This is a genomic window from Pararhizobium sp. O133 (assembly GCF_051669845.1).
Classification (GTDB): domain Bacteria; phylum Pseudomonadota; class Alphaproteobacteria; order Rhizobiales; family Rhizobiaceae; genus Pararhizobium.
The window spans coordinates 499,856-525,391 of the sequence record NZ_CP196427.1 but is presented as its reverse complement, the minus strand read 5'-3'; the positions used below and the strand labels follow the sequence as shown (position 1 = coordinate 525,391).

Sequence of the window (25,536 nt, the reverse complement as noted above, 5' to 3'; positions counted from 1 at the left end):
AAGCAATTCGGATAGCCGGTGGTGGTGTAGAAGGTGTCCGGCAGCTTCGGGAAGAAGTCCGTGCCTTCCGTGAGCTCGGCATTGTCCTTGCTCGGGATCGGCAGGAAGATCTTCTACGGCAGGGCATTGCCTTCGAGCAGCGAGATGATTGCTTCGAGCGAGACCGAGGACATGACCGGCGCCTGCGCTGCCGTCACACCCGGATACTTGCCTTCTGCAAGCAGGCGGCGGGTGCCGTTGCCGGCGTCGCCGCCGAAGGGCACGACTGGATGGTCGGCATTCTTCATGGCGTTGAGCGCGCCGATCGAGCCTTCCTGCACCATCACGCCATCGAACTGGCCGTTGGTGGCGATCGCATCCGCCGTGACCTTCTGGACGGTGCCGGCATCCCAGTTGCCGACGACCTGCACGACCTTCAGGCCGGCTTCCGCATCGAGAACGGAACGCATGCCTTCATGGTTGTCGCGGTCGGTGGCGTTGCCCGGCAGGCCGGAGACCTCAAGCACGGTGCCTTCGACCTTGCCCTTGGCCTTCTTGATGCCGTCGATGACGGCCTGGGCTTTCATCTTGCCGAGTTCGAACTGGTTTTCATTGACCTGTACGATCTCGTCGGTGTCAAGCACGTTGTCGAAGGGAACAAGCACGGTGCCGGCCTGCTCGGCGCGCTTGATCACGGCCTTGAAGGCGGTCGGATTCACGGCGATGAAGCTGATGCCGTCATAACCGGCAGCGATGAAGTTATCGATCGCGGCGATCTGGGCGGCGCTGTCATTGCCGACGGAAACGACGGTGAATTCGGAGAGCTTAGCCTTGTTTTCAGGCCGTGCTGCCCAGGCCTTGGCGCCCTGGATCGCGGTTACGCGCCAGTCATTGCCGGCAAAACCGTTGACGAAGGCGATCTTGTAGGGGCCGTCGCGCTTTTCGTACTTGATGACCTTGGCATTGTCCTGCGCCGGCGAAAAGCACTCGGGGCGATAGGTGTCTTCAGCATAGGCCATGCTGCCCGACAGGGCTGTAAACGCGCAAAGGCTCAGGGCCGCCGCAGCGACAGCCTTTCTATGGTATTTCATGATGATTTCCTCCCAAAAAGCATAAAATCTCTTCCAAAAGCGCCAATGACAGCGCTAGCATAAAAATACAAGCACAGGCTCTGGCTTTGTGCAAGCAAAATATGTTAGCGCTGTCATAAGGTGTTTTCGGATGGACAATCCGAGGGGAGGAACGCAGATGTTGCAGGACATGCCGACGCTGACGGATGTAGCGCGCCTTGCCGGGGTCAGCGAAATCACGGTCTCCCGTGTGGTGCGCAACAAGGGGCCGATTGCGGAGGCGACGCGCAGCCGTGTGCTCTCCGCCATCGAGACACTGGGTTATGTGCCGAACCGGGCCGCGGGCTCGCTTGCTTCCTCCGGGTCGCAGCTGATGGGCGTTCTGCTACCGTCGCTGTCGAACATCGTGTTCCCCGAAGTGCTGCGCGGCATCCATTCCGCCCTTGCGGCCACGGGTTACCAGCCGATCATCGGCGTCACCGACTATGATCCGGCGGCGGAGCAAAGCATTCTGTCGTCGCTGCTCTCCTGGCAGCCGGCCGCGATCATCATGACCGGCTTCGACCATACCGAGGCGACACGGCGCATGCTGGCGAACAGCCGCGTGCGGGTGGCCGAGTTGATGGATATCGATGCCGACCCGATCGATATCGCCGTCGGTCTCTCCCACCGCAAGGCCGGTTACGATGCCGGCCGTCATCTGATCGAGCGTGGCTACAGCCGGTTTGGCTACGTTGGCCACGACTGGGATGCTGACCGGCGCGCACGGCTGCGCTATGAGGGGCTTTGCACGGCGCTCAAGGAGGCGGGGCTTGCGCTTCACGCCGAGCAGCGCTTTGCCGGGCCGAGCTCGACGATCGCGGGACGCGACACGCTGGCAGCACTGGTTTCGGCGTCGCCGGATGTCGATGTCGCGGTGTTCTCCAACGACGACATGGCGGTTGGCGGTTTCTTCCACTGCCTGACGGCAGGCATCGCCGTGAAGGAAAGGCTGGCGCTGTTCGGCTTCAACGGCCTCGATATCGGCCAGTCCCTGCCGCTGCCGCTTTCCACCGTACGTTCCAATCGTCTCCTGATCGGTAAGATCGCCGTCGAGAAGCTGCTGGAGGGGGGAGAGCGTCCGGCGGAAAAGCTGATCGTCGATACCGGCTACGAAATCATCACGGGCGCGACTGCCTGAATTCTGTTTGGCTGTTTGGGAGTGAAAAATGCTGTTGGGTGCGATCGCGGACGATCTGACGGGGGCAACCGATCTCGCCCTGACGCTGGCGCGCGAGGGAATGAAGACGGTTCAAGTCGTCGGCGTGCCGGAAAAGGGTTTTGATTTCGGAGATGCGGAAGCGGTCGTCATCGCCTTGAAATCCCGCACGATTCCGGCCGACGCGGCGATCGAGCTCTCGCTTGCCGCCGCGCGCTGCCTCAAGGCAAACGGGGCCGACCAGTTGCTGTTCAAATATTGCTCCACCTTCGATTCCACCGACGAAGGCAATATCGGCCCGGTGACCGATGCGTTGCTCGAACTGCTGGATGTGCCGCTGACGCTTGCCTGCCCGGCCTTTCCGGCCAATGGTCGCACGCTTTATCGCGGCCATCTCTTCGTCGGTGATCTGCTGCTGTCGGATAGCCCGATGAAAGATCATCCGCTGACACCGATGCGGGACGCAAATCTGGTGCGGGTGCTGCAGCGGCAATCGAAGAACAAGGTCGGGCTGGTTTCCCATGACGCCGTCGATGTCGGAAGCAATGCCATCGGCAAGGCGTTTGAAAAGGCCGAGGAAGCCGGCGAAAGGATCGTCATCGTCGATGCGGTCACCGATGAGCATTTGCGGGCGATCGGCCGGGCGGCGGCCGGTTTCCGGCTGATCACCGGCGGTTCCGGTATTGCACTTGGATTGCCGGAGAATTTCAGGCGCACTGGCGAGCTTTCCGGTTTGGGTACGGAAGGTTTTTCCGCGCCAAATGGCCCAGCCGTCATGCTGGCAGGCTCCTGCTCGGCGGCCACGCGCCGCCAGATCGCAGCGGCGACGGCTGCGGGCGTGCCGGTGCTGAAGGTGGATCCGCTGGATATTGCGGAAGGACGGACCAAGGCCGATGACGTTGCCACCTGGGTGCGTGCCTCGGGCGCAAAAATTCCGCTCGTCTATTCGAGCGACGATCCGGCTGAGGTGAAGAAGGCGCAGGATGCGCTGGGCCGCGATCGTGCCGGCGAAGTAGTGGAGCATCTGCTGGCAGGTGTCGCGACCGGTCTTCGAAAGGATGGCTACAACCGCTTTCTTGTCGCCGGAGGAGAGACATCAGGTGCCGTGGTCAATGCGCTTGGCGTGCAGGCGCTGCGCATCGGGCCGGAGATTGATCCCGGCGTGCCGTGGACGCACAGCATCGGCGATGAAAAGCCGGTGGCGCTGGCGCTGAAATCCGGCAATTTCGGCGCCGACGATTTCTTCCTGAAGGCCTGGAGTGTGCTGGCATGACGGGCGTTCTCTCCGAGGAAACCAAGCTGCGCGACCAGATCGTCGCCGTCGGCAAATCGATCTTTGATCGCGGCCTGACTTTCGGCTCAACCGGCAATATCAGCGCGCGCCTCTCCACAGGCGAATTGCTGATGACGCCGACCAATGCCTCGCTCGGAAGCCTTGAGCCGGAAAAGCTGTCCCGCTTCTCCGCGGAGGGCGTTCACACCGGAGGCGACAAGCCGACCAAAGAAGCCTTTCTGCATCAATGCATGTATTGCCAGCAAAAGATGAGCGGCGCGGTCGTGCATCTGCATTCGACCTATGCCGTGGCGGCAAGCATCCTCGCCGATGTCGACCCTGAAGACGTCCTGCCGCCGCTGACGGCCTACTACGTCATGCGCGTCGGCAAGCTGCCGCTGGTGCCGTATTTCCCGCCGGGCGACAAGGCACTGGCGGAGGCCGTGGCTGATAAGGCAAAGGTGAGCCATGCCGTTCTGCTTGCCAACCACGGCCCTGTCGTTGCCGGCAGGAATTTGCTCGATGCGCAATATGCGACCGAGGAACTGGAGGAGACAGCAAAGCTGTTTCTGCTGCTCCGAGGGCATGCGATCCGGCCGCTGACGCCCGAACAGCGTGAGGCGCTCGGATGAAGCCTTTATTGTCCGGTTATGCCGCAGGGGCGCTTTTACGGCGTTTTTTCACAATGGTTTGCGACTTTGCTTCTTCCAGCAGCAGGGCGACGTTCGATTTTCCGCGCATGAGATGCGCCATCAGGGCCGCATCGGCCCGGGGTGCGTCACGCGCTACCAGCGAGGTGACGATTTCGTCATGCTGGGCCATGGTGACATCGCGCCAGCGCGATTGCCGCGACGACATGAAACGCGCCCTAAAGAGGGCGGCATTGTATTGGCGATGGGTGTCGATGAGGGCGCTGTTGCCGGTTCCGAGCACGATCGCGCGGTGAAATTCCATGTCGAGGCGAAAGAAGGTGAGGGGGTCTGAATTGGACGAAATTTCGTGAAGCCGCTGTTGCATTGCAACGATCTCGGCAAGCTGGCTTTCGGTGGCGCGGGTGACGAACAGGCGCCCCGCCAGCGATTCAAGTGCAGCCTGCACGTCGAACAGGTCTTGCAGATGCTCGAGAGAAGGATCGGCGACCCGCGGGCGCCTGTTCGGCTGCATTTCGATCAGCTCTTCCGAGGCGACGATGCGGATGGCTTCCCGGAGCGGGGTACGGGAGACCTGCAGCTTCTCGGAAAGCGCGCGTTCCGAAAGGATCTGCCCCGGCGCAAGCTTGCCGAGAAGGATCCAGTCGCGCAGGCGCTCGGCGGCTCTTTCCGCAAGCGAAATGCGGGCAACGACGAGATCCTCGCCTTCGTCCGCCAATTCATCCAGCCGTGTTGTCATTCGATCTCCTCGGTCCCGCCGCTTCTATAGCCGAAACAGGCATCGGTGAAAACGGAACGTGGTCCTTCCTGCAGTAGCTTTAGACGGTGACGTGAAAATCGTCAATTTGGTATACAGTTTTACCATTTCATCTGTTTTTGCCCTGTGCAATGGTCCGCTTGCTCTTGAGGAGGAGCAGTTTCCCTGACGGGTTTTCGAGCGGGGGAGCCAACGGTTTGAGGAGGAAAACATGGAGAGACGTATTCTGTTGGGAGCCCTGCTGAGTTCCGTCGTGGCGCTTGGCGTCTTCGGTGGCAGCGCCCCAGTCGCGGTCGCCGCGGACAAGGAGATTGCCTAGGCTCAGACCCTATTGATTAAGCCTCTTCCCAATTTGGCTGGGTTTTGATTCACTCACGGCAGGAGGATTTTGCCATGAGTGATTTGTTTTTGCTGACGCCATCACAGTTTGGCCGGATCAGGCCCTATTTTCCGCTGGCTCACGGCATCCCGCGCGTTGACGACCGCCGGGTGGTGAGCGGTATTATTTACGTTTTAAAATATGGACTTCAGTGGAAAGATGCGCCGAAAGAATATGGTCCGCACAAGACGCTCTACAATCGCTTCATTCGCTGGAGCGAGTTGGGCGTCTTCAACCGGATCTTCGAAGCGCTTGCGGGCAAAGCCGGTCAGCCTGACAGGCTGATGATCGATGCCACCCATTTGAAAGCTCACCGAACCGCAGCCAGTCTGCAAAAAAAGGGGCTCTTTCCCGCTGTATCGGACGAACAAAAGGCGGCCTGAATTCCAAGCTGCATGCCGTCACCGATGGGCTGGGACGACCTTTGCTGTTCTTCCTCACCGCAGGCAATGCCAGCGACTATCAGGGTGCACGACACCTTCTCGATCGTCTGCCAAACGCCAGGGAACTGCTGGCAGATCGTGGCTACGATGCCGATTGGTTTCGCAACGGACTGAAAGACAAAGGAATTTCACCCTGCATTCCCCCGCGCAAGAAACGCAGGAACCCAGCCGACTACGACAAAATCCTCTACAGGCAACGCCATCGCATCGAGAACATGTTCGGCAGGATCAAGGATTGGAGGCGCATCGCGACCAGATACGACCGATGTGCCCACACATTCTTCTCAGCAATCCTCATCGCAGCAACCTGCTGCTATTGGCTCGATTAATGAGTCCTGAGCCTATATCACCCCGTCGCTCAGCGTTTCGTTTTGGCGCTATGTCGCGACCGGCGTCGAGGCCGGCGCCAAGGAGGGCGGCTATTCAGTCGTAACCCTCGATTCTAACAATGACGGGTCGACGCAGCTGAAGAATGCGCAGGACGCGATTGCCCGCGGTGTCGCCGGGATTGTGATCTCGCCGACCGACAGCTCGACCGCGCCGAGCGTGCTGGAGCTTGCCGCCAAGGCCGGCGTGCCGGTGGTCATCTGCGACATCGGCACGGAATCCGGTGACTATGCCGCCTTCGTGACGTCGGACAATCCGGGCGGTGCCCGCGCCATCGGCGATGCGACGGCGGCCGTGTTGAAGGAAAAGGGCTGGACGGACGGCTCATTCGGTATCATCGCCATTCCGCAGGCGCGCAAGAACGGTCAGGCCAGAACCAAGGGCTTCCGCGAGGCCATGGCCGCTGTCGGCATGACCAAGGAAGTGCCGATGCAGCAGATGCAGACCTTCACGGCGGACGAATCCTTCCGCTTCGCCCAGGATCTGCTGACGGCAAATCCTGACCTGCGGGTTATCTTCGTTCAGTCTGATCAGCAGTCGGTCGGCGCCTATCGCGCCGTTGCCGCCGCGCGGAAGTCCGAGGACGTTCTGGTTGCTGCCTTTGACGGCACGCCGGAACTGCTGCAGCTCATCCGTGACGGCAAGATCGTCGGCTCGGGCATGCAGCAGCCCTACCTGATGGGCTCGACCGCCGCCAAGGCGCTTTCGACCAAGCTTTCGGGCGGCGCGCCGGAAAAGGATGTGCTGGTTCCGATCATGGCGGTGACGTCGGCGAATGCGGAAGAGAACATCGACACGATCAAGCTGAACGTCTTCGCAAACGATCTTTGATCCTTCAGGCAGCCCCGTGCTGACCGCTCGGCCGGTGCGGGGCTGGATAGGCGTGTCATGTCTTCACTTCTTTCGGCAATCGGTATCGTGAAATCCTTTGGCGGCGTCAAAGCGCTGACGGATGCCCATTTCGATCTCGCTTCTGGCGAGGTCCATGCCTTGTTTGGTTCCAACGGTGCCGGCAAATCCACGCTGTCGCGCATTATCTGCGGCCATTCCCGGTCGGATGCGGGTACGCTGACGCTCGCCGGTACTACTGTGGATTTCAGGCTCCCGAAGGAGGCGCTGAAGGCCGGCATCTCGATCGTGACCCAGGAAACCAACATGGCGCCGGATCTGACCGCCATCGAGAATGTCGTGCTGCCGCTCTACGGGCAGAAGGCCCGCTTCAGCATGAAGGCCATGCGCGAGGCGATGCTGCATACGCTCGAAGGCCTCGGCCTTGCTGATGCGATCCCGCTCGACGAGCCGGTGCGGCGGCTGACGGCAGCCCGGCGGCAGATGCTGGAAATAGCCCGGGCGCTGACGCTTCAATCGCGCATCATCATTTTCGACGAACCGACAACGGCTCTCAGCCCCAGCGAAGTCGCCCGACTGTTCGAGGCGATCGAGCGGCTGCGTGCCGAAGGTAAGGGCATCGTTTTCGTCTCGCATCGGTTGGAAGAGCTCTTTGCGATAACCGACCGGATCACCGTGCTGCGCGACGGCCGCACAGTCGCGAGCGGGCGCCGGACCGGCGAGCTCAACCAGGCCGAACTGATCAAGCTGATGGTCGGCCGCGATGTTGCGCCGCTCAAACGGCAATCCGGTCCCCGACACTTCGACAGCGCACCGGTTGTTCTCGAAGCCAAAGGGTTGAGCGATGGCGGCATGGTCCGAAACGTCTCGTTCTCGCTGCGCCGGGGCGAGGTTCTCGGTTTCGGCGGGCTGGTCGGCGCGGGCCGCTCGGAAATCCTGCAGACGATCTTCGGTGTCCGCCGTCGCATTGCCGGCGATCTCAGTTTCAAGGGCAAGCCATTCCTTGCCGGGCGGCCGCTCGATGGCATCCGGGCCGGCATCGGCTACGTCGCCGAAGATCGTCGTCGCCAGAGCATCGTGCCGGATCTTTCGGTGATGGAAAACCTGACACTGGCCGACATGGCGCGCCAATCCGGATGGCGGCTCAATCCGCGCCGGCATGATGGCGAAATCGCAAAACTGGCCGAGCGCATCGACATGCCCAAGTCCCGCCTCGCCGACGGCAACCTCCTGAATTTCTCGGGCGGCATGCAGCAGAAGATTCTGATGATGCGCTGTCTCATCCTCAAGCCGGACCTCCTGCTTCTGGATGAACCGACCAAGGGTGTCGATATCGCCGCGCGGACGGAAATCTACAACATGCTGCGCGACGTCGCCACTGAGGGTGTATCGATCCTGCTGGTGTCGTCCGATTTCGAGGAGTTGCTCGCCCTGTCGGACAATATCGTGCCGATCAGCGACGGGCGCTCGCTCGGTACCATTCCCGCCCATCTGCTGGACGAGGAAAAGCTCACTTTGTTTGCCGCGCCCCGCAGTTCGACGGCCGGGCAGGAGCGCGTGCTCGACAGCATTGCGCAGGAGTTCGGCTGTGGCGGCTTCTGGGCCTTGCGCGGGCAGGACAGTTTCATCTGCCTGCTGACATCAAAGGGTGCGGAACCGCGTCTCGGTTTCAGCTCGGGTTCCATCGTCGAAAACAGTGCAAGCGGGCTCGCCGCTTCCCTGTCGAACCCGTCGCCATCTGCTGACATCAGGCTTTTAAGTTTTCAGCTCGCCAACCCCCATGGCCATGACCTGGGCACGGCGGGTTTTGTCTTCGACGGTGCGCCGGCTTCGCCTGCGGCGGTGCGCCAGCGGTTTTCCGACCTGCTTGCCGAACAGTTCGGCCAACACATCAGGATCGCATTATGATTTCCAACACTTTACCGGCGCCGCTGAAGAGAATAGCGGCGGGCAACGAAGCCAGAATGATCGTGCTGGCGCTGGGCCTTGCCGCCATTCTTTCGCTGACGTCTCCCTATTTCCTGACGTCCAGCAATCTGCTGAACCTGCTCGATCAATCCGTGGTCATTGGCATCGTGGCGATCGGCATGACCTTTGTTATCCTCACCGGCGGCATCGATCTGTCGGTCGGCTCGATCGCCGGGCTTTCGGGCATCATTCTCGGGCTTTCGATGCGCGAGCTGCCGCTGCCGGTGGCGATTTCGGTCGCCGTCACCTGCGGTGCGTTGATCGGAACCATCTCAGGCGTGCTCGTCGCAGTGTTCGGACTTGCGCCCTTCGTGGTGACGCTGGGCATGATGTCGATCTGCCGCAGCCTCGCCTATGTGCTGTCCGGTCAGCAATCGATTTCCGATATCCCGGAGGGGCTTTCCGTGCTGGTCTATGGCTCGGTTCTCGGCATTCCGGCGAATGTCTTCATTCTTCTCGTCCTCTACGGCCTGAGCTGGTTCTATCTCAACCGGACACGCGGTGGCCGCAGCATTTATGCGCTGGGTCCAGCTATGAAGCCGCGCGCATCGCCGGGCTTTCGGTGATCCGCTACACGATCGTTCCCTACGCCATTTCCGGCGCGACCTCGGCGATTGCGATCACCCTCGTCGCCGGCCAGATCCTCTCCATCGACCCCCTGGCCGGCAACATGATGGAGCTCGATGCCATCGCGGCTGTGGTCATCGGCGGCGCCAGCCTTTTTGGCGGGCGCGGCACGATCGTCGGCACGCTGATCGGCGTGTTCATCATGGTGATGATCCGCAACTGGCTGAACCTGATGGGTGTTTCGCCATTCTGGCAGGGCAGCGCGATCGGCGCGATCATCATCGCCGCCGTGCTTGTCGAACGTGTTCTTTCCCGACGCTGAGGAGCGATGTGATGCTGGATGAATGTATTGAAGTGCTCGATGAGCGTTTTCGCGCGCTGGTCATGCCCAATGTGCACATCGAGACGCTTTACACCGGATGCCGCTGGGCCGAAGGCCCCGCCTTTTTCCCGGCTGGCCGTTATCTCGTCTGGTCCGATATTCCGAACGACCGAATGATGCGGTGGGACGAGACGGATGGCTCAGTCAGCGTGTTCCGCCAGCCCGCACGCAATTCCAATGGCAATACGCTCGATCAGCAAGGGCGGCTCGTGACCTGCGAGCACAGCGGACGTTGCGTATCCCGCACCGAATTCGACGGCAGCCGCACGGTGCTGGTCGACCGGTTTGAGGGCAAGCGGCTGAATTCGCCGAACGATGTCGTCGTCAAGTCCGATGGTAGCATGTGGTTTACCGATCCGAGTTATGGCATCGACAGCGACTATGAGGGCGATGCGGCCGAAAACGAAATCGGCAGCTGGAACGTTTATCGCCTTGATGAGAACACCGGCCAACTGACCGTCGTGGCCAGCGATTTCGATAAGCCGAACGGTCTGGCCTTTTCGCCGGACGAAAGCCTGCTTTACATCGCTGATACTGGCGCTACGCACGGGCCGGGCCGCCCGCACCATATCCGCCGTTTCAGGGTAAATCGGGATGGAGCTTCGCTGTCCGGCGGCGAGGTTTTCGCCGATTGCGCCGCCGGATTTTTCGACGGCTTCCGCATCGACACGAAGGGCAACATCTGGAGCAGCGCGGCTGACGGCATCCATTGCCTGGACCCGGACGGTACGCTGATCGGTAAGATCCGTGTTCCCGAAGTCGTCGCCAACCTGACCTTCGGAGGGTTGAAGCGCAACCGTCTGTTCATCTGCGGAACAACCTCCCTCTACAGCATCTACGTCAATGCCACCGGATGCGCTCCCCGCCTGTAGGCAACTCCCAGGAACTGGTTGCGAAGGCAGCCGATCAAGAAGGTGAATTCAAATGCATGTACTCGTCGTTGGCGCCGCCGGCATGATCGGCCGCAAGCTTCTCGACCGGATCGCCGCGCAGCCGAATGTTCTCGGTCAGCCGGTGAAAAAGCTGAGCCTCGTGGATGTGGTCGAGCCCGTGGCCCCGGCAGTCCTGGCCGGCATCGCACAGTGCGCGCAAGTGGATTTGGCGGAACCGGGGGCTGCCGAAACGCTGATCACCACCCGGCCGGATATCATCTTCCATCTTGCCGCCGTTGTCTCCGGCGAAGCAGAGGCGGATTTCGACAAGGGCTACCGGGTCAACCTGGATGGCACACGGGCGCTGTTCGACGCGATCCGGCAGGAAGGCCTGAAGGCACCCTATGTGCCGCGCGTGGTCTTCGCCTCCTCGGTCGCGGTTTTCGGCGCGCCGTTCCCGGAACAGATCGACGACGAGTTCTTCACCACGCCGCTCACCAGCTACGGTACGCAAAAGGCGATCGCCGAACTGTTGCTTTCCGACTATTCGCGGCGCGGCATTTTCGATGGCATCGGCATCCGCCTGCCGACGATCTGCATCCGCCCCGGTACCCCCAACAAGGCGGCTTCCGGCTTCTTCTCCAACATCCTGCGCGAGCCCCTCGTCGGCAAGGAGGCGGTGCTTCCCGTCGATGAAAACGTTCGGCACTGGTTTGCCAGCCCGCGATCGGCAATCGGCTTTTTCGTTCATGCCGCGACACTCGATCTTTCGCTGGTCGGGCCGCGCCGCAACCTGATGATGCCCGGCCTCTCGGCTTTGGTCGGCGAACAGCTGGCAGCTCTCGAAAGGGTTGCCGGCCCCAAGGCAACGGCTCTTATTCGCCGGGAGCCTGATCCCGCCATTCAAAAAATCGTCGCCGGCTGGCCCGCCGATTTCGTGGCGAAACGCGCCCAGGCACTCGGATTTACGGCGGAAACCAGTTTCGACGACATCATCCGCATTCATATCGAAGACGAACTGGACGGAAAGATCGGTGGCTGACCCCTTGCAAACTCCGTGGAACAACGAAACATGGCCGATCGCGGCCGCCATGATCCAGTATCCGAATAGGCTGCCCGATGGCCGCTCGGTTCAGGATCAATCGGTGGAAGAATGGGCGCAGACGCTGGCGGACGTCGTCGATGCCGGCTTTACCGAGCTTGATCCGACGGATAGCTGGCTGCGCATCGCCGATCTTTCAACAACGCGCCTTGATGCCTTCATGGCGTTGGTACACTCACTCGACCTTAATATCCCGGCGATTTCGACGTCGCGTCGTAGCGTCATTGATGCCACCCATGGTGATGCCTATCTCGCCTATGGTCACCGCCTCATCGATAGCGCGAAAGCCATTGGTGCCGGCTCGGTATCCTTCGGCTTCTTCGAGCCGCTGACGGATGCCCAGAAGAAGGCGCTCTGGTTCTGGACGGTCGATGGCCCGAAGAATCCGGACGATCCCGCCATCTGGAACAAGGCAGTTTCACGCATTCGCGAACTCGGCCGCCATGCCGAAGAACTCGGTATCGAAGTCTCGCTTGAAATGTACGAAGACACCTACCTTGGTACAGCGGAAAGCGCCGTGCGTTTCGTAGAGGAGGTCGGCCTGTCCAATGTCGGGATCAACGCCGATCTCGGCAACCTGATCCGGCTGCATCGCCCGATGGAACACTGGCAGGAGATGATGGCCAAGGTTGCGCCCTATGCGAAATACTGGCACGTCAAGAACTATACACGCACGGAAGATCCTTCCTCCGGCATCGTCATCACCCATCCGGCACCGCTTGAATCCGGCATCATTAATTATCGTGCTGCGATCCGCATGGCGCTGGAGTACGGTTTTTCCAGTGCGTTTCTTTGCGAGCACTATGGCGGCGATGGACTTTCCGTCTGCGCCAGCAATCGCGATTATCTGCGCCGCATTCTGCCGCGCGATCGATGGGCACGACCATGACAAAGATTCTTGACGCTCCGGAGGAGTTTGCAGCGACGGCCCTGGCTGGCTTCGTATCGGTCTATGGCCGCTTCGTTCGCCTTGTGAAGGGTGGTGTTGTTCGCTCCACTGCCGTCCCGAAAGGTAAGGTTGCGGTCGTCGTTGGCGGAGGTTCGGGGCACTATCCCGCCTTTGCAGGATATGTCGGACCAGGGCTTGCCGATGCCGCCATTGCCGGCGATATCTTTGCCTCGCCTTCGACCGCGGCGGTTGCCCGTGTTTGCCGGCAGGCCAACCAGGGTGGCGGCATCCTGCTCGGTTTCGGTAATTATGCCGGCGACGTCCTGAATTTCGGGGTGGCCGCCGAGCGGCTGCGAGCCGAAGGCATTGATGTGCGCATCGTGCCGGTTACCGACGATGTGGCGAGCGCTTCGGCCGACACGCCAGCGAAGCGGCGTGGTATCGCGGGAGATCTCGTGGTCTTCAAGATCGCTGGCGCGGCGGCGGAAGCGGGCCTGTCGCTCGATGAGGTCGAGCGCATTGCCCGTCATGCGAATGACCGTACCGTATCCTTCGGCATCGCTTTCGGCGGTTGCACGCTGCCGGGCGCAACCGATCCGCTCTTCACCGTGCCGAAGGGGCAAATGGCGCTCGGGCTTGGTATTCATGGCGAGCCCGGTATTCGCGATCAGGCGATCGGCTCGGCAAGCGAACTTGCCCGGCTGCTGACGGATACCTTGCTGGCGGAGCGGCCCACTAATGCCCACCGGGTGGGCGCGATCCTCAACGGTCTGGGTGCAACCAAATACGAAGAGCTGTTCGTTCTCTGGACACAAGTCGCGGCTCGATTGCAGAGTGCAACCGGCCTTGAAATCGTCGCGCCTGAGGTTGGGGAACTCGTCACCAGTCTCGACATGCAGGGCTGCTCGCTGACGCTGGTCTGGCTGGATGAGGAGCTGGAGATGTACTGGACCGCACCCTGCGATACCCCGGTGTTGCGTCGGGGCGCTGCGATGGACACAGTGCCCGCAGTTGTTTTCTCAGTCGAGGACGACGCCTTGCCGAACTATCCGCCAGCAAGCGAAGTGGGGAGGGGCGGCGCGGCATGTATCGTGCGCGTTCTGGGTGGGATCACAGATCTGCTTCGCAGAGCGGAGGAAGAACTGGGGCAACTCGATGCCCATGCCGGCGACGGCGATCACGGTCGTGGCATGCTGCGCGGCGCGGATGCGGCGCTTGAAGCAGCAAAGATCGCCAATAATGCCGGTGCAGGAACGGCAAGTGTCCTTGCCGCGGCCGGAGATGCGTGGGCGGATCGCGCCGGCGGTACATCTGGCGCGATTTGGGGGCTGTTGTTGCGATCGTGGAGCACGGCGATCAGCGATGAACTGGAAATCGAGGTAAAATCTGTCGTCAGGGGAGCAAGGCTTGCGCTTGACAGCGTAACGGCTCTCGGCGGCGCGAAGGTTGGTGACAAGACACTGGTGGATGCGCTGGTGCCTTTTGTCGAGACGCTGGAAGCCGGTTTTCTGGCTAAAAAGACGCTGGCTCTGGCTTGGCGTGAAGCGGCACGTGCATCGCAGGTCGCTGCCCATGCTACAGCCGGTTTGACCCCGAAACTTGGCCGTGCCCGGCCTCTCGCCGAAAAGAGCCTTGGCCATCCCGATGCCGGCGCAATCTCCTTGGCAATGATCGCCAATTGTGTCGGGGAAGTGATTGAACCTTAAAACAACCCGAAGCCAACGATGATCGGCCTGGCGTTTAATACGGATTTATTTGCTATCCGAGCAAGTGCAGACAGGTATGGAGACTTCTTTCGAAGGCGTTGACGATGTCAAGGCAAAGCATTTGATAAGACAATCAATCGTCTGAAACGGCCTCGTTCACGACAAGCAACATTGGCAGGCGTCCAAAAGGTCGCGCCTAGCCATGTTCCATAATGAAACTTATCTGATTTTTTGTTGTAGCCGGGTGGGTTCAAGGATCGCGGATCGCCTTGCTCGTTGCTGGTGTTTGTCGACGATGCGACTGGACGGATGACCGGGGGCTCGTCCATGCTGCCCCGACAGCTGGTGTCGTCGCCATCCCGGTCTCGCCGACGTATGTTTCCGCCTCTCCCGAACCACGGCTGCTGCTCGGATTCTCCGGCCTGACGCGGGCGGATGTCGGTATCGCGACACAGCGGCTGGCCAGCCTGTTGGAGCGGGAGGACCGCAACGCGTGAACGACTACAGCGCCGCGCGTGATATTTGACGCGCGGCGCTGTAATGCAGCATCTCCTTCGCCTCTCCGTCCCGATCCCGTCTGCGTCAGGAGATTCAAGGTTCACCCATCTGTTCCGCCGTGCGCAGCTGGAATTTTTCCAGCGCATCCGATGTCGCGACGAAATTCAGTGCCTTGGCATCCCAATTGTAGAGCGTCCCGGCGCTGGTCGCGGGGGCTGACGCTAGACTTTCGTCGTCGCAGACCTCGTCGGTCGGCGTCGTGCTCTCCCGGATCGTCGCCAGAATGTCGGAATAGCCCGTCCCGCCTGGCCGTTCCTCAAATGTCAGAACCTGTCGGGTCGCCGCGCCGCAGGTTCGTGCGCCATAGGTGGAAAAGGTATCGGCCAGTTTCAGCTTGCTGTCCTGCGGAAGGATCAGGGCCGTCGTTTCGAAACTTTCACTGGAATTGAAATGGCTGCTGCGCACGACCAGCGCCTGGCTCTTCTTGCCGATGTTCACGAGCGCCGGCTCGCCAAGGGAGGTGTCGCGGTCCATGCCGACATCGACGGCGTCGAGCAGTTTCGGAACCTTGCCATCATCGAAAACCGCAAGTAGGACCGGCTGCTCCACCGTCGCCTCTACACTTCCGATACCGGTGAGGATGGCAATGCGCGGCAGGCCGTCCACCATAAAGGTCAGAACCTCCAGCGTGCCCATATCGAGAGTAGCCAGTGGCTCTCCGCCATAGCCTTCCGCGATGTGGCGCAGGGGCATCGCCAAGCGGCCGTTTGCGCTCGTCCCCTCGGCGCCGAGATCGGGCACGATCTGTTTCAGGAGATCGAAATAGCTTATGCCGGGATGGCCGGGCACCTCCATCGCCATGTCCTGCAACCGCGAGATGGCCGTCTGGGCGAGGCTGTTCGTGACGCTGAACATCGCCATGGCAAGCCCGAAAACGGCGTGTTTCGACCATCGGCTCAACTGCCGCATCCAGTTCATCACGTTTCCCCTCCAGGACGCCTGCTCGCTCGGGCGACGATGTGTCATCGTCAGTCGGATGAAGACGCGTCAATAGCGAAATATATTCGCTGTCACGCTTCGCCGACAAGCAAGACCAATGGCCTTTCCCGGCCAAGTCCGATAGGACGCTTCAGGCGTTTCCCAACCGAAAGTTGGCGGAAACACAATCGACAGGGCGGAGGAATTGAAGATGGATAAGGTACTTGGTTGGGGCATTCTGGCAACCGGCTGGATCGCGGAACTGTTCACGCAGGACCTGATCGCCTCGAACCTGAAGGTCTCCGCGGTCGGTTCGCGGTCGGCGGAAAAAGCCCGGACTTTCGCCGATCGGTTCGGCATCGCCAAAGCTCATGCGAGTTACGAGGATCTTGTCGACGATCCGGATGTCGACATCGTCTATATTGCAACGCCGCATCCCCAGCATGTAAGCGCCGCCCTGCTGGCACTGGAGGCCGGCAAGCATATTCTGGTGGAAAAGCCCTTTACGCTGAACGCCGACGAGGCGCGCGAAATCACCAGGAAGGCAAGCGAAAAGAACCTCATCGTGCTGGAAGCCATGTGGACGCGCTTCCTGCCTCATATGAAGCGGATCCACGAGATCATCACGGCCGGAACGCTGGGCGATCTGCGGTCGCTGACCGCGGAACACCGCCAATTCCTGTCGACCGATCCGAAGCATCGACTGAACGCGCTGGAACTCGGCGGCGGCGCGTTGCTCGATCTCGGTATTTACCCGATCTCGTTTGCCTTCGACATTCTGGGCGCGCCCTCCTCCGTGTCATCCGTCGCCCGTTTCAAGGACACCGGCGTCGATGCCGAAGTCGCAACGCTGATGCAGCACAAGGGCGGTGCGATTTCCAACACCGTCTCGGCGCTCGATTGCGCCGGACCGAATGTCGCCGTCGTCTATGGCACGAAGGCGCGCATCGAGATCGCCTCCGTCTGGTACGCGCCGACCTCGTTCAGGGTAATAGACCAGCAGGGCGCGGTGATCGAGGAATTCACGGAAACGGTCGAAGGGCGCGGCATGCAGTTCCAGGCCTTCGAAATGGAAACCCTCGTCCGCTCCGGCAAGCCCTCGGCCCGCATGGCGCCGGAGGACAGCGTGGCGATCATGGCGACGCTGGATACGATCCGCAAGCAGATCGGCCTTGTTTACCCGACGGAGCGCGCGACCACCTGAACGCTATACCGGCCGGCAGGGCTATTCGCTCTGCCGGAAATTGCGGATGCGGTCGAAGAGGACGGCGAGGAGGATCGCGCCGCCGATGAAGGCGCCCTGCCAGAAGGCGTTGATGCCCAGCAGCCCGAGGCTGTTGCGGATGATCTCGATCAGCGCGGCACCGATCAGGGCGCCGAAGGCCGTGCCGATGCCACCGGCGAGATTGGCGCCGCCGATGACGGCGGCGGCGATGACCTGCAGTTCCATGCCGGCGCCGAGATTGGTGGTGACGGCGCCGAGCCAGCCGGTCTGGATGATGCCGGCAATGCCGGCCGACAGCGCCGAGATCATGTAGACGGCAACCTTGATGCGCCGCACCGGCACACCGGTCAGGGTGGCCGCATGTTCGTTGCCGCCGATGGCGAAGACATAACGACCGAAGCGCGTCCAGCGAAGCACGAAGCCCGTCAGGAGCGCCAGCACGATCATGTAGAGCACCGGATTGGCAATGCCGAACAGCCAAGCGCCGCCGCCGAGCGCCAGCAGCGTGTCATGATCCGGGCCGAACTGGAACACGACGGTATTGTTCGAGACCACCATGGCAAGACTGCGCGCGATCGACAGCATGCCGAGTGTCACGACGAAGGGTGGAAAGCCGAGGTAAGCGATGAGCACGCCGTTGAACCCGCCGACGATCAGCGCAACGGCGATCGAGGCAGCAATTCCAACCTCGATGCTGTAGCCGGCATTCATGGTCACCGCCACGACCATGCTGCAGAGGCAGAGCACGGAGCCGACGGAGAGATCGATGCCGCCGGTAATGACAACGATGGTCATGCCGAGCGCGATGATCGCCACGAAGGTGACATTGCGGGTGATGTTGTAGAGGTTTTTCGCCGTCGCGAAGGAATCGGTGGCAAAGGACAGAAAGACGCAGGCGAGGATGACGGCGATCAGCACCCAGAAGGTTTGGCCGCTGACGACTGCGCCGAGCCAGTTCCTCTGCCGGTGTTCGATCGTCTGGTCGAGCGTTACTGCCATCGTGGCCTCATATCCCTGTCGTGTCCGTTTTGCCTTGATTACACCTGCTCGATCGCGCCGGTGATCAGCCCGGTCACTTCCTCGGGCGAACTCGCGGCGATCGCCTTGTCGGCGACCTTGCGGCCGCGGCGCATGACGATCACCCGGTCGGCAACCGTGAAGACGTCCGGCATACGGTGACTGATCAGCACGACGGCGATGCCCTTGTCGCGCAGGTGGCGGATGAGGTTTAGCACCTCCGCCACCTGCCGCACCGAAATGGCCGCCGTCGGCTCGTCCATCAGCACGATCTTGGCTTCGGACAGCATGGTGCGGGCAATCGCCACCGCCTGCCGCTGGCCGCCGGACATCTGCTTGACGAGATCGCGCGGTCGCGTCTCCGACTTGAGTTCCTTGAAGATGGCGCCGGCGCGCTGGTACATCGCCTTGTAGTCGAGGATGCGAAGCGGCCAGACGCCCCGGCGCAGTTCGCGGCCGAGAAATACATTGGCGGCGGCCGTCAGGTTGTTGCACAAGGCAAGGTCCTGATGGACGATCTCGATGCCGTGCTGACGGGCCTCGACCGGCCGGTGCATGACCAATTCCTTGCCGTCGAGCCTGAGCGTGCCGTGGCTTGGGCGGAAATTGCCGGCGATCATCTTCACCAGCGTCGATTTGCCGGCGCCATTGTCACCCATCAGCCCGACCACCTGCCCGGCCTCGAGCGAGAACGAGACGTCGTTGACCGCCTGGATGGCGCCGAAATGTTTGGAAATATTGGTCAGTTCGAGAACCGCCACCAGCCTTCTAGCCTCCCCGCCAATAGGCATGCGGCAAAACTTCAACACGCACGAAAGTGCAGGTTCGAAAGCCGCAATGCGCCATCCAGATTTCCTCCCGTGGATGACAATACGGCGCATTAATGCAAAACACCGCCCAAGCGTCAATGGAATGTCGGGCTTTACGTCGGGTGGCGAGAATATTTGAATTATATTACAAATAGCCGTTGACGAAAAAGAAATGCCGATATTAGCTGCTCGCGGGAGGCGAGCATGCTGATCCTTGTTACCGGGGCGACCGGCAAGGTCGGGCGGCACTTCATCGCTGGGCTGCTTGACGATCCGCGATTTGCTAATGCGCGCATTCGTGCGCTTTGCCATAACCGGTCATGCGATGAAACGCACCGGATGGAGGTAGCGCGGGGATCGATCGCCGATCGCGGTGTCGTGACCGCAGCGCTTCGTGATGTCACCCATGTCGTCCATCTCGCCACCTGCAAGGAAACGCCGGAAGACGTCATGAACGTAACGGTCAAGGGGCTGTTCTGGCTGCTCGAAGAGTTCCGTGTCAGTCCCACGGCCCAGCAATTTATGCTCATCGGCGGCGATGCTGGAATTGGCCATTTCTTTTACCGTCACGACGGACCGATTACCGAGAAGACCCCGCATCAGGCCTATCCGGGTAGCTACGCACTATCAAAGGTTCTCGAAGAGGTGATGCTGGAACAGTTCGGCATCCAGTACGACCTGAACGGCTGCTGCCTGCGCGCGCCATGGATCATGGAGAAGGACGACTTCAAATACACATTGTCTTTCGGGAACGACGTCTTTGGCGGCCCGGACTGGAAGGCGATGGTGCCGGCAGAGGATGCGCGACGTTACGCGAAGGACGGAACCGTGCCGCTGTTGCTCGACGCGGATGGACGGCCGCTGAAGCGGAATTTCGTCCATGTCGAGGACCTGGTTTCGGCCATCCTGGCGGCACTCGACAATCCGCGCGCCAAGCGGCAGCTCTTCAACATCTGCATGGACGGACCGGTGGATTACCGGGCGGTGGCGGACCACCTCGCGGCAACGCGCCGCCTCGGCAGCATCGATATCCCCAGCCAGTATCATTCCAACTGGATGGACAACAGCAAGGCCAAGTACCTGCTGGGCTGGCAACCGAAATACGATCTGGAATTGCTTATTGACTCGGCATGGCAATACGAGCGTTCGGCAACTGATCCTCGCATCGTCTGGTATCCGGGTTAGTCGTGTGGCGGACGCGTCGTTCGCCGTTTCAATGGGAGGAAGCAATGAGAAAAGCACTATTGCTTGCAGCCGCGACACTCGCCCTTGTGGCGGGATCCGCCGTGGCCCAGGAAAAAAAGCAGCTCGTCATCGTCGTGAAAGGGCTCGACAATCCCTTCTTCGAGGCGATCAACCAGGGCTGCCAGAAATGGAACAAGGAAAACGCCAGCTCGGAATACGAATGCTTCTACACAGGCCCCGCCTCGACATCGGACGAGGCCGGGGAAGCGCAGATCGTCCAGGACATGCTCGGCAAGCCGAGCACGGTGGCCATGGCGATCTCGCCATCCAACGCCAAGCTGATCGCGCAGACGATCAAGACCGCCGCGCCGACGATCCCGATCATGACACTCGACGCCGACCTGACGGTCGAGGATGCGGCGCTGCGCAAGACCTATCTCGGTACCGACAACTATCTGATGGGCAAGCGCATCGGCGATTTCATGAAGGAAGCGCGTCCGGCCGGCGGCAAGGTCTGCTCGATCCAGGGCAACCCGGGCGCCGACAACATCCTGCGCCGTGCGCAGGGTTGGCGCGATTCCCTGTCGGGCAAGGAAGGCCTGACCGAACTGAAGGGTGAAGGCGGCTGGACCGAAGTCGCCGGTTGCCCGGTCTTCACCAATGACGACGGTGCCAAGGGCGTGCAGGCGATGACCGACATCCTGGCTGCCAACCCCGATCTGGTGGGCTTCGGCATCATGGGTGGCTGGCCACTGTTCGGCGCGCCGCAGCCCTACCGTGACCTGTTCAAGCCGATGGCCGACAAGATCGCCAGCAACGAATTCGTCATCGGCGCCGCCGATACGATCGGCGATGAAGTCGCGATCGCCAAGGAAGGCCTCGTCACCGCCCTCGTCGGCCAGCGGCCGTTCGAAATGGGCTACAAGGCGCCGACGGTGATGATCGACCTGATCGAAGGCAAGACGGTCGAAGATCCGGTCTTCACCGGCCTCGACGAATGCACCAAGGATACGGTCGATACCTGCATCCAGAAGTAAGCGCGATACCGGAGCGTCCTTTGGCGGGCGCTCCGGATTTTTTTCGAACCTCAATCTATCCGGTACTGGATGTGCTGGCGGCCATGATGGGCCGAACGCTCGACAAAGGCCCGGACGCCAAAGACATCGGCCATCAGATCCTCGGTCAAAACTTCTTCCGGCGTACCGGCTGCAACCACCTTCCCGCGATGCAGCACCGCCAGCGTATCGCAGAACATCGCCGCCAGATTGAGATCGTGCAGCGCGACGACGCTGGTCACCGGCAGGCGCGCGACCAGCGACAGGATTTCCAGCTGGTGCTGGATATCGAGATGGTTGGTCGGCTCGTCGAGCAACAGTTCGGTCGGTACTTGCGCAAGCGCCCGGGCGATATGGACGCGTTGGCGTTCGCCACCGGACAGCGTGTGCCAGAGCTGGTGCGCCCGTCCTCGCATGCCGACATGATCGAGCGCCGCGTTGACGGCGGCATCGTCGGCCAGGTTCCAGGGCGAAAGCGGTCCGCGATGCGGCGTGCGGCCAAGCCGGACGACATCCAGGACCGTCACCTGCGCATCAGTCGTCGCCTGTTGTTCGACGAAGGCGACCCGTCTGGCGATATCCAGGCGCGGCATGCGGGCAATATCGGCATCCCCGAGCGAAATGATTCCGCTCTTTACATTGCGCAGCCGGCAGATGAGCCGCAGCAGACTTGATTTTCCCGAGCCGTTCGGCCCGAGCAGGCCGAGCATTCCGCCCGGCTTCACCTCTATATCGATGCCGTTGACGATCATCGTGTTGCCGGCCGACCAATGGACGTCGCGAACTGAAATGCTCACACCGGCCTCCTTGCCTTGTACAGGATGAGGGCGAAGGCCGGCGCGCCGAACAGGGCGGTGACGACGCCGATCGGCAGGATCTGCTGGGGAATGATGACGCGCGAGACGATGTCCGCTGCCACCATGAAGATGGCGCCGATCATCGCCGAGGCCGGCAGCAGCCGCCCGTGGCCGGGGCCGACGATGAAGCGTGCTGCATGCGGGATGACCAGGCCGACGAAACCGATCGAGCCGACGACGCTCACCATGGCGGCCGTCATCAAAGCCGTTGCGCCGAGCAGGACGATGCGAACGCGGGTGACGGCGATGCCGAGGGAGGCGGCCGCATCGACGCCGAAGGTGAAGGCATCGAGCGCACGGGCATAGAACATCGCAGCGAAAAAGCCGATGAGCGCCACCGGTGCGGCGAGATAGACATCCGCCCAGCGCACGCCTGACAGGCTGCCAAGCAACCAGAACATCACACCCCGTGCCTGTTCGGCATTGGCCGAGGTTGTGACGATATAGGAGGTTAGCGCATTGAAAAGCTGCGACCCGGCGACGCCTGCAAGAATGATCCGGTCGGCACCACCGCCGGAACCAGCTGCCAGCGCCGAGACCAGCACGAAAGCGACAATGGCCCCGATGAAGGCGCCGGTCGAGAGCGTCAGCACCCCATAGCCGAAACCGAGGATCATCACCGCGACCGCACCCGTCGATGCGCCGGCGGAAATGCCGAGCACATAGGGTTCCGCCAGCGGATTGCGCAGCAGCGCCTGCAGGATCGCGCCAGACAGCGCCAGTGCTGCACCGGCGCTTGCCGCCATCAGCGCGCGGCTGAGGCGATAATCCCAGACGATGCCCTGATGGATGCGGCTGAGCTCGAACGATGCGCCGAACAGCCGATTGGCCACCGCCTTCGCCGTCGTCGCCAGCGGAATGGAAATCTCGCCGATGGAAACGGCGAGACTGATCATGAATCCGAGCACCAGAAAGGTCGAAGCGGCGAGCGCGAGGCGCGCCCACCACCATCGACCGACCGGCACCGGTTGGTTGATCGCAAGGCTCACTGCGACAATCCGAAGGATTTGATGCCCTGCGCCAGGATCTCGATGCCGTCGATCGTGCGGATGGTCGGGTTCATCGACTGCGCGTCCATCTGGACGAAGCGCTTGTTCTTCACCGCGTCGAGCTGGCTCGTCACGGGATCTTTTTCGAGGAAATCGATCTTCACGGCCGGATCATCGGCGGCGTAGCGGCGGCGGTCCATGGTGGCGATGACGATGACCGACGGATTGGCTTCGGCGATCGTTTCCCAGCCGACCAGCGGCCATTCCTCCTCGGTCGTCACGACATTCTTCGCGCCGAGTGCCTTCAGGATATGGGCCGGGGCGCTGTTCTTGCCGGCGATGAAGGCGTCGCCCTGGACTTCCTTGCTGGAAAACCAGAACACGATCGGGAGCGCGCTGGATTTGGCGTTGCCGATCGATGCGACGGCGGCCGCCTCACGGGCCTTCAGGTCGGCAACGAGGGCGTCGCCGCGAGCCTGGACGTCGAAGATCGCAGAAAGCTCATGGATTTCCTGATAGATCAGATCCATCGTGAAGAGTTCCTTGCGCACGCCGTCGCCGCCGTCCGTATTGATCTTGGCGGCGCAATCGGCCGGCGCGATATAGGAATTGATACCCAGTTCGGAAAACTGCTCGCGCTTGCCGACCGAACCCTGCGGGCCGACATGCCATTCGAACTCGGCGGCAACCAGATCAGGCTCCTGGCCGACGACGGATTCGAAGCTCGGATCATTGTCCGCCAGCCGCTTGATCGACTGGTTGACGGCCTCGTATTTCTTCAGCACCGGGCCGACCCAGACGGCGGTGCCGGCAATCTTGTCGGCAAGGCCGAGGGAGAACAGGATTTCGGTCATGCCCTGGCCGATCGACACGATTTTTGTCGGCGCCTTGTCGAACGTGACGGTCTGGCCGCAATTGGTGAGCTGAAGCGGATAGGTCGTCGCGTCGGCAAAGGTCGGGGCGGAGAAGCCGGTGAGCGCAAGGAGAGCCGCCGAAAGCGATGTCAGCCAGCGGGAGGCGCGAATGGATGTGTATGGCATGATAACCTTCTTGAAAAACGAAAGCGGGCGCAGGGTTTGTACGCGCTTCGAGGATTGGGATCGGAAACGGAAAGAAAACGCGATTGCGCGATGCGCGTAGCCGGACGAGACCGGCTCGCTGTCACGAAGACGCGGTTTTCGGGGCGCCTAAACGCAGGCGAAACGTTCCGTTCGAGAAGGAATCGAGGATGGATGCGGGATGGGGCGGTCGAAAGTGGTCATTTGGGCTCCTGTTCCGGGCAACCCCGCCCGGGTTTGTGGATTTGCTTTCGACGGCAGGTCTCCTGGCTCGCGGATATCTGTCTCTCGCCTGCCTTCCCGCCTGAACCCTAAGGTCCGGCAGTGGCATGACACCATTGAGGTATCACATGGGCGATCGGCAATCCGCTTACAGTTGCGGGGGCAGCCACGGTCTTGGTCCCTGTTGGGTCTTCCGCACCGTGTTCCCTATTAATCCCCTCGAAGTCATCCATCGGGGAACCGTCATGCTTGACTTAGTCCGAGCGCTGTATTGTCGTCAAGTCACGGAAAACGGCCGCGCGCCGCCGGCCGTTTCAAGGTGTCCGAAAAACCCGGGCGTATCGCCGGGTCAAGGCATCAGCTGGCCGCCATTGACCTCGATGATCTGGCCGGTGATGTAGCCGGACAGCGTCGGCGAGGCGAGGAACAGGTAGGTTCCCACGCACTCCTCAGGCGTTCCAACGCGGCCCATCGGCACGGTCTTGCGCTGTGCGTCCAGCATTTCCGGGCTGGTATAGCGATCATGGAACGGCGTGGCGATGATACCCGGCGCAACAGCGTTGACTCGGATATTGTCGCCGGCAAATTCCTTGGCGTGGCCACGCGTGATGGTCGAGACGAAACCCTTGGAAGCCGCATAGAGAATGGCACCATTGCCGCCGCCGTTGCGGGCGGCGATCGATGTCGTGTTGATGATGAAGCCGCCTTGTTTCTTCAGCCAGGGATGCGCTTCCCGCGTCGCTGCAAGGACGGAGCGGGCATTGAGGTCCATGACGCGCTCATAATGAGCATCGCTCATTTCCGAGGTCGCCACGCGACCAAGCATGCCGCCGGCATTGTTGATCAGCCCGTCCAGACGGCCAAAATGAGCGGCGGCTTCTTCCACCACCCGTTCGGTCACGCCGTCGGCCGAGACGTCGCCCTGCACCAGAACGGCCTTGCCGCCGGTGCCGGTAACCTCGGCGAGCAGATCCGCCGCCGGCTGCTTGCTCTCGTTATAGTGGATGGCGACGCTTGCGCCCTGGGCTGAAAATGCGCGCACCAGCGCCGCGCCGATCCCCGTCGATGCCCCGGTGATCAGGACGGTCTTTCCGTCCAAATCGGGAATCCTGATCCCGTTCCACAGTGCCTCTGCCATATCCCGTCCTCGATAAATCCAGCAAAATTGCCGG

23 protein-coding genes, 1 pseudogene and 1 riboswitch are annotated in these 25,536 nt (G+C 61.4%); of the genes and pseudogenes, 15 read left to right on the top strand and 9 right to left on the bottom strand.

The features are described from left to right. Positions 1-113: 113 nt before the first annotated feature. Positions 114-1,070, bottom strand: a complete 957-nt coding sequence (locus tag ACST81_RS24835) for a substrate-binding domain-containing protein (protein ID WP_438754182.1) — start codon at positions 1,068-1,070, stop codon at positions 114-116. Between the two features lie 157 nt (positions 1,071-1,227). On the opposite strand from ACST81_RS24835, the gene ACST81_RS24830 reads away from it, so the two are divergent. The 3 genes from ACST81_RS24830 to otnC are packed head-to-tail and all read left to right on the top strand — an operon-like array spanning position 1,228 to position 4,152. Next, the gene (locus tag ACST81_RS24830; RefSeq protein WP_438754180.1) at positions 1,228-2,229 is read left to right on the top strand and encodes a LacI family DNA-binding transcriptional regulator; all 1,002 of its coding nucleotides are present in this window, start codon (positions 1,228-1,230) and stop codon (positions 2,227-2,229) included. A 28-nt stretch (positions 2,230-2,257) separates the two neighbouring features. Beyond that, positions 2,258-3,520: a 3-oxo-tetronate kinase gene (otnK, locus tag ACST81_RS24825; protein ID WP_438754179.1), complete on the top strand. Its 1,263-nt coding sequence runs from the start codon at positions 2,258-2,260 to the stop codon at positions 3,518-3,520. Continuing rightward, positions 3,517-4,152, top strand: a complete 636-nt coding sequence (otnC, locus tag ACST81_RS24820; protein WP_438754177.1) for a 3-oxo-tetronate 4-phosphate decarboxylase — start codon at positions 3,517-3,519, stop codon at positions 4,150-4,152. The genes otnK and otnC overlap by 4 nt, the downstream gene beginning before the upstream one ends. Before the next feature lie 16 nt (positions 4,153-4,168). On the opposite strand, the gene ACST81_RS24815 is transcribed toward otnC, so the two are convergent. Further along, a complete protein-coding gene (locus ACST81_RS24815) occupies positions 4,169-4,909 on the bottom strand; it encodes a GntR family transcriptional regulator (RefSeq protein WP_438754175.1) in 741 nt (246 codons plus the stop codon). A 411-nt stretch (positions 4,910-5,320) separates the two neighbouring features. Here ACST81_RS24815 and ACST81_RS24810 point away from each other — a divergent pair. The 9 genes and pseudogenes from ACST81_RS24810 to ACST81_RS24770 all read left to right on the top strand — a co-directional run bounded on the left by ACST81_RS24810 (position 5,321) and on the right by ACST81_RS24770 (position 14,968). After that, positions 5,321-6,078 (top strand): IS5 family transposase gene (locus tag ACST81_RS24810; RefSeq protein WP_438749571.1). Its coding sequence is split into 2 segments (ribosomal slippage): positions 5,321-5,654 and positions 5,654-6,078, totalling 759 coding nucleotides; the frame shifts between segments, so codons are not numbered across the junction. 16 nt (positions 6,079-6,094) lie between these two features. After that, positions 6,095-6,967: a substrate-binding domain-containing protein gene (locus ACST81_RS24805; protein WP_438754592.1), complete on the top strand. Its 873-nt coding sequence runs from the start codon at positions 6,095-6,097 to the stop codon at positions 6,965-6,967. A gap of 57 nt (positions 6,968-7,024) precedes the next feature. Continuing rightward, positions 7,025-8,893 carry a sugar ABC transporter ATP-binding protein gene (locus tag ACST81_RS24800; protein WP_438754174.1) on the top strand — a complete coding sequence of 623 codons (1,869 nt, stop codon included), beginning with the start codon at positions 7,025-7,027 and terminating at the stop codon, positions 8,891-8,893. Then, positions 8,890-9,842: pseudogene (locus ACST81_RS24795) on the top strand (ABC transporter permease). Before ACST81_RS24800 ends, ACST81_RS24795 begins: the two are co-directional and overlap by 4 nt. An 11-nt stretch (positions 9,843-9,853) precedes the next feature. Next, positions 9,854-10,774, top strand: a complete 921-nt coding sequence (locus tag ACST81_RS24790) for an SMP-30/gluconolactonase/LRE family protein (protein WP_438754172.1) — start codon at positions 9,854-9,856, stop codon at positions 10,772-10,774. Positions 10,775-10,826: 52 nt separating this feature from the next. Further along, a complete protein-coding gene (gene denD / locus ACST81_RS24785; RefSeq protein WP_438754170.1) occupies positions 10,827-11,816 on the top strand; it encodes a D-erythronate dehydrogenase in 990 nt (329 codons plus the stop codon). Positions 11,817-11,865: 49 nt separating this feature from the next. Then, complete coding sequence (locus ACST81_RS24780; protein WP_438754590.1) at positions 11,866-12,765, top strand: sugar phosphate isomerase/epimerase family protein; 900 nt, start codon at positions 11,866-11,868, stop codon at positions 12,763-12,765. Beyond that, complete coding sequence (locus tag ACST81_RS24775) at positions 12,762-14,471, top strand: dihydroxyacetone kinase family protein (protein WP_438754168.1); 1,710 nt, start codon at positions 12,762-12,764, stop codon at positions 14,469-14,471. The genes ACST81_RS24780 and ACST81_RS24775 overlap by 4 nt, the downstream gene beginning before the upstream one ends. A gap of 269 nt (positions 14,472-14,740) precedes the next feature. Beyond that, a complete protein-coding gene (locus ACST81_RS24770; RefSeq protein WP_438754167.1) occupies positions 14,741-14,968 on the top strand; it encodes a hypothetical protein in 228 nt (75 codons plus the stop codon). Between the two features lie 94 nt (positions 14,969-15,062). On the opposite strand, the gene ACST81_RS24765 is transcribed toward ACST81_RS24770, so the two are convergent. Next, positions 15,063-15,950, bottom strand: a complete 888-nt coding sequence (locus tag ACST81_RS24765) for a hypothetical protein (RefSeq protein ID WP_438754165.1) — start codon at positions 15,948-15,950, stop codon at positions 15,063-15,065. Positions 15,951-16,158: 208 nt separating this feature from the next. Here ACST81_RS24765 and ACST81_RS24760 point away from each other — a divergent pair, with 208 nt between their 5' ends. Next, the gene (locus ACST81_RS24760; RefSeq protein ID WP_438754163.1) at positions 16,159-17,151 is read left to right on the top strand and encodes a Gfo/Idh/MocA family protein; all 993 of its coding nucleotides are present in this window, start codon (positions 16,159-16,161) and stop codon (positions 17,149-17,151) included. Positions 17,152-17,172: 21 nt separating this feature from the next. Here the strand turns inward: ACST81_RS24760 and ACST81_RS24755 are convergent, their stop codons facing one another. Together ACST81_RS24755 and ACST81_RS24750 are read right to left on the bottom strand one after the other, a co-directional pair. Continuing rightward, complete coding sequence (locus ACST81_RS24755) at positions 17,173-18,171, bottom strand: ABC transporter permease (RefSeq protein ID WP_438754161.1); 999 nt, start codon at positions 18,169-18,171, stop codon at positions 17,173-17,175. 38 nt (positions 18,172-18,209) lie between these two features. Beyond that, positions 18,210-18,980, bottom strand: a complete 771-nt coding sequence (locus tag ACST81_RS24750; protein WP_438754158.1) for an ATP-binding cassette domain-containing protein — start codon at positions 18,978-18,980, stop codon at positions 18,210-18,212. 222 nt (positions 18,981-19,202) lie between these two features. Between ACST81_RS24750 and ACST81_RS24745 the strand changes: the two genes are divergently transcribed. After that, the gene (locus ACST81_RS24745; RefSeq protein ID WP_438754156.1) at positions 19,203-20,183 is read left to right on the top strand and encodes an NAD-dependent epimerase/dehydratase family protein; all 981 of its coding nucleotides are present in this window, start codon (positions 19,203-19,205) and stop codon (positions 20,181-20,183) included. Between the two features lie 44 nt (positions 20,184-20,227). Further along, positions 20,228-21,220, top strand: a complete 993-nt coding sequence (locus ACST81_RS24740; RefSeq protein ID WP_438754154.1) for a substrate-binding domain-containing protein — start codon at positions 20,228-20,230, stop codon at positions 21,218-21,220. A gap of 50 nt (positions 21,221-21,270) precedes the next feature. Here ACST81_RS24740 and ACST81_RS24735 read toward each other — a convergent pair whose 3' ends face one another. From ACST81_RS24735 to ACST81_RS24720, 4 genes are all read right to left on the bottom strand, one after another. Continuing rightward, positions 21,271-21,990 (bottom strand): ABC transporter ATP-binding protein, encoded by a 720-nt coding sequence (locus ACST81_RS24735; protein ID WP_438754588.1) that lies wholly within the window; start codon positions 21,988-21,990, stop codon positions 21,271-21,273. 41 nt (positions 21,991-22,031) lie between these two features. After that, positions 22,032-22,991 carry a FecCD family ABC transporter permease gene (locus ACST81_RS24730; protein ID WP_438754586.1) on the bottom strand — a complete coding sequence of 320 codons (960 nt, stop codon included), beginning with the start codon at positions 22,989-22,991 and terminating at the stop codon, positions 22,032-22,034. An 89-nt stretch (positions 22,992-23,080) separates the two neighbouring features. Then, positions 23,081-24,124, bottom strand: coding sequence for an ABC transporter substrate-binding protein (locus ACST81_RS24725; protein WP_438754152.1), 1,044 nt, complete (start codon positions 24,122-24,124; stop codon positions 23,081-23,083). A gap of 257 nt (positions 24,125-24,381) precedes the next feature. Next, positions 24,382-24,624, bottom strand: a riboswitch (cobalamin riboswitch). 89 nt (positions 24,625-24,713) lie between these two features. Continuing rightward, positions 24,714-25,502, bottom strand: coding sequence for an SDR family NAD(P)-dependent oxidoreductase (locus ACST81_RS24720; RefSeq protein WP_438754150.1), 789 nt, complete (start codon positions 25,500-25,502; stop codon positions 24,714-24,716). Between the last annotated feature and the right edge of the window lie 34 nt (positions 25,503-25,536).

Excerpts from the sequence above, each read along its gene's own strand:
- ACST81_RS24835 (WP_438754182.1), bottom strand. The coding sequence starts at position 1,070 with ATGAAATACCATAGAAAGGCTGTCGCTGCGGCGGCCCTGAGCCTTTGC.
- ACST81_RS24830 (WP_438754180.1), top strand. The coding sequence starts at position 1,228 with ATGTTGCAGGACATGCCGACGCTGACGGATGTAGCGCGCCTTGCCGGG.
- otnK (WP_438754179.1), top strand. The coding sequence starts at position 2,258 with ATGCTGTTGGGTGCGATCGCGGACGATCTGACGGGGGCAACCGATCTC.
- otnC (WP_438754177.1), top strand. The coding sequence starts at position 3,517 with ATGACGGGCGTTCTCTCCGAGGAAACCAAGCTGCGCGACCAGATCGTC.
- ACST81_RS24815 (WP_438754175.1), bottom strand. The coding sequence starts at position 4,909 with ATGACAACACGGCTGGATGAATTGGCGGACGAAGGCGAGGATCTCGTC.
- ACST81_RS24800 (WP_438754174.1), top strand. The coding sequence starts at position 7,025 with ATGTCTTCACTTCTTTCGGCAATCGGTATCGTGAAATCCTTTGGCGGC.
- ACST81_RS24790 (WP_438754172.1), top strand. The coding sequence starts at position 9,854 with ATGCTGGATGAATGTATTGAAGTGCTCGATGAGCGTTTTCGCGCGCTG.
- denD (WP_438754170.1), top strand. The coding sequence starts at position 10,827 with ATGCATGTACTCGTCGTTGGCGCCGCCGGCATGATCGGCCGCAAGCTT.
- ACST81_RS24780 (WP_438754590.1), top strand. The coding sequence starts at position 11,866 with ATGATCCAGTATCCGAATAGGCTGCCCGATGGCCGCTCGGTTCAGGAT.
- ACST81_RS24775 (WP_438754168.1), top strand. The coding sequence starts at position 12,762 with ATGACAAAGATTCTTGACGCTCCGGAGGAGTTTGCAGCGACGGCCCTG.
- ACST81_RS24760 (WP_438754163.1), top strand. The coding sequence starts at position 16,159 with ATGGATAAGGTACTTGGTTGGGGCATTCTGGCAACCGGCTGGATCGCG.
- ACST81_RS24755 (WP_438754161.1), bottom strand. The coding sequence starts at position 18,171 with ATGGCAGTAACGCTCGACCAGACGATCGAACACCGGCAGAGGAACTGG.
- ACST81_RS24750 (WP_438754158.1), bottom strand. The coding sequence starts at position 18,980 with ATGCCTATTGGCGGGGAGGCTAGAAGGCTGGTGGCGGTTCTCGAACTG.
- ACST81_RS24745 (WP_438754156.1), top strand. The coding sequence starts at position 19,203 with ATGCTGATCCTTGTTACCGGGGCGACCGGCAAGGTCGGGCGGCACTTC.
- ACST81_RS24740 (WP_438754154.1), top strand. The coding sequence starts at position 20,228 with ATGAGAAAAGCACTATTGCTTGCAGCCGCGACACTCGCCCTTGTGGCG.
- ACST81_RS24735 (WP_438754588.1), bottom strand. The coding sequence starts at position 21,990 with ATGATCGTCAACGGCATCGATATAGAGGTGAAGCCGGGCGGAATGCTC.
- ACST81_RS24730 (WP_438754586.1), bottom strand. The coding sequence starts at position 22,991 with ATGATCAGTCTCGCCGTTTCCATCGGCGAGATTTCCATTCCGCTGGCG.
- ACST81_RS24725 (WP_438754152.1), bottom strand. The coding sequence starts at position 24,124 with ATGCCATACACATCCATTCGCGCCTCCCGCTGGCTGACATCGCTTTCG.
- ACST81_RS24720 (WP_438754150.1), bottom strand. The coding sequence starts at position 25,502 with ATGGCAGAGGCACTGTGGAACGGGATCAGGATTCCCGATTTGGACGGA.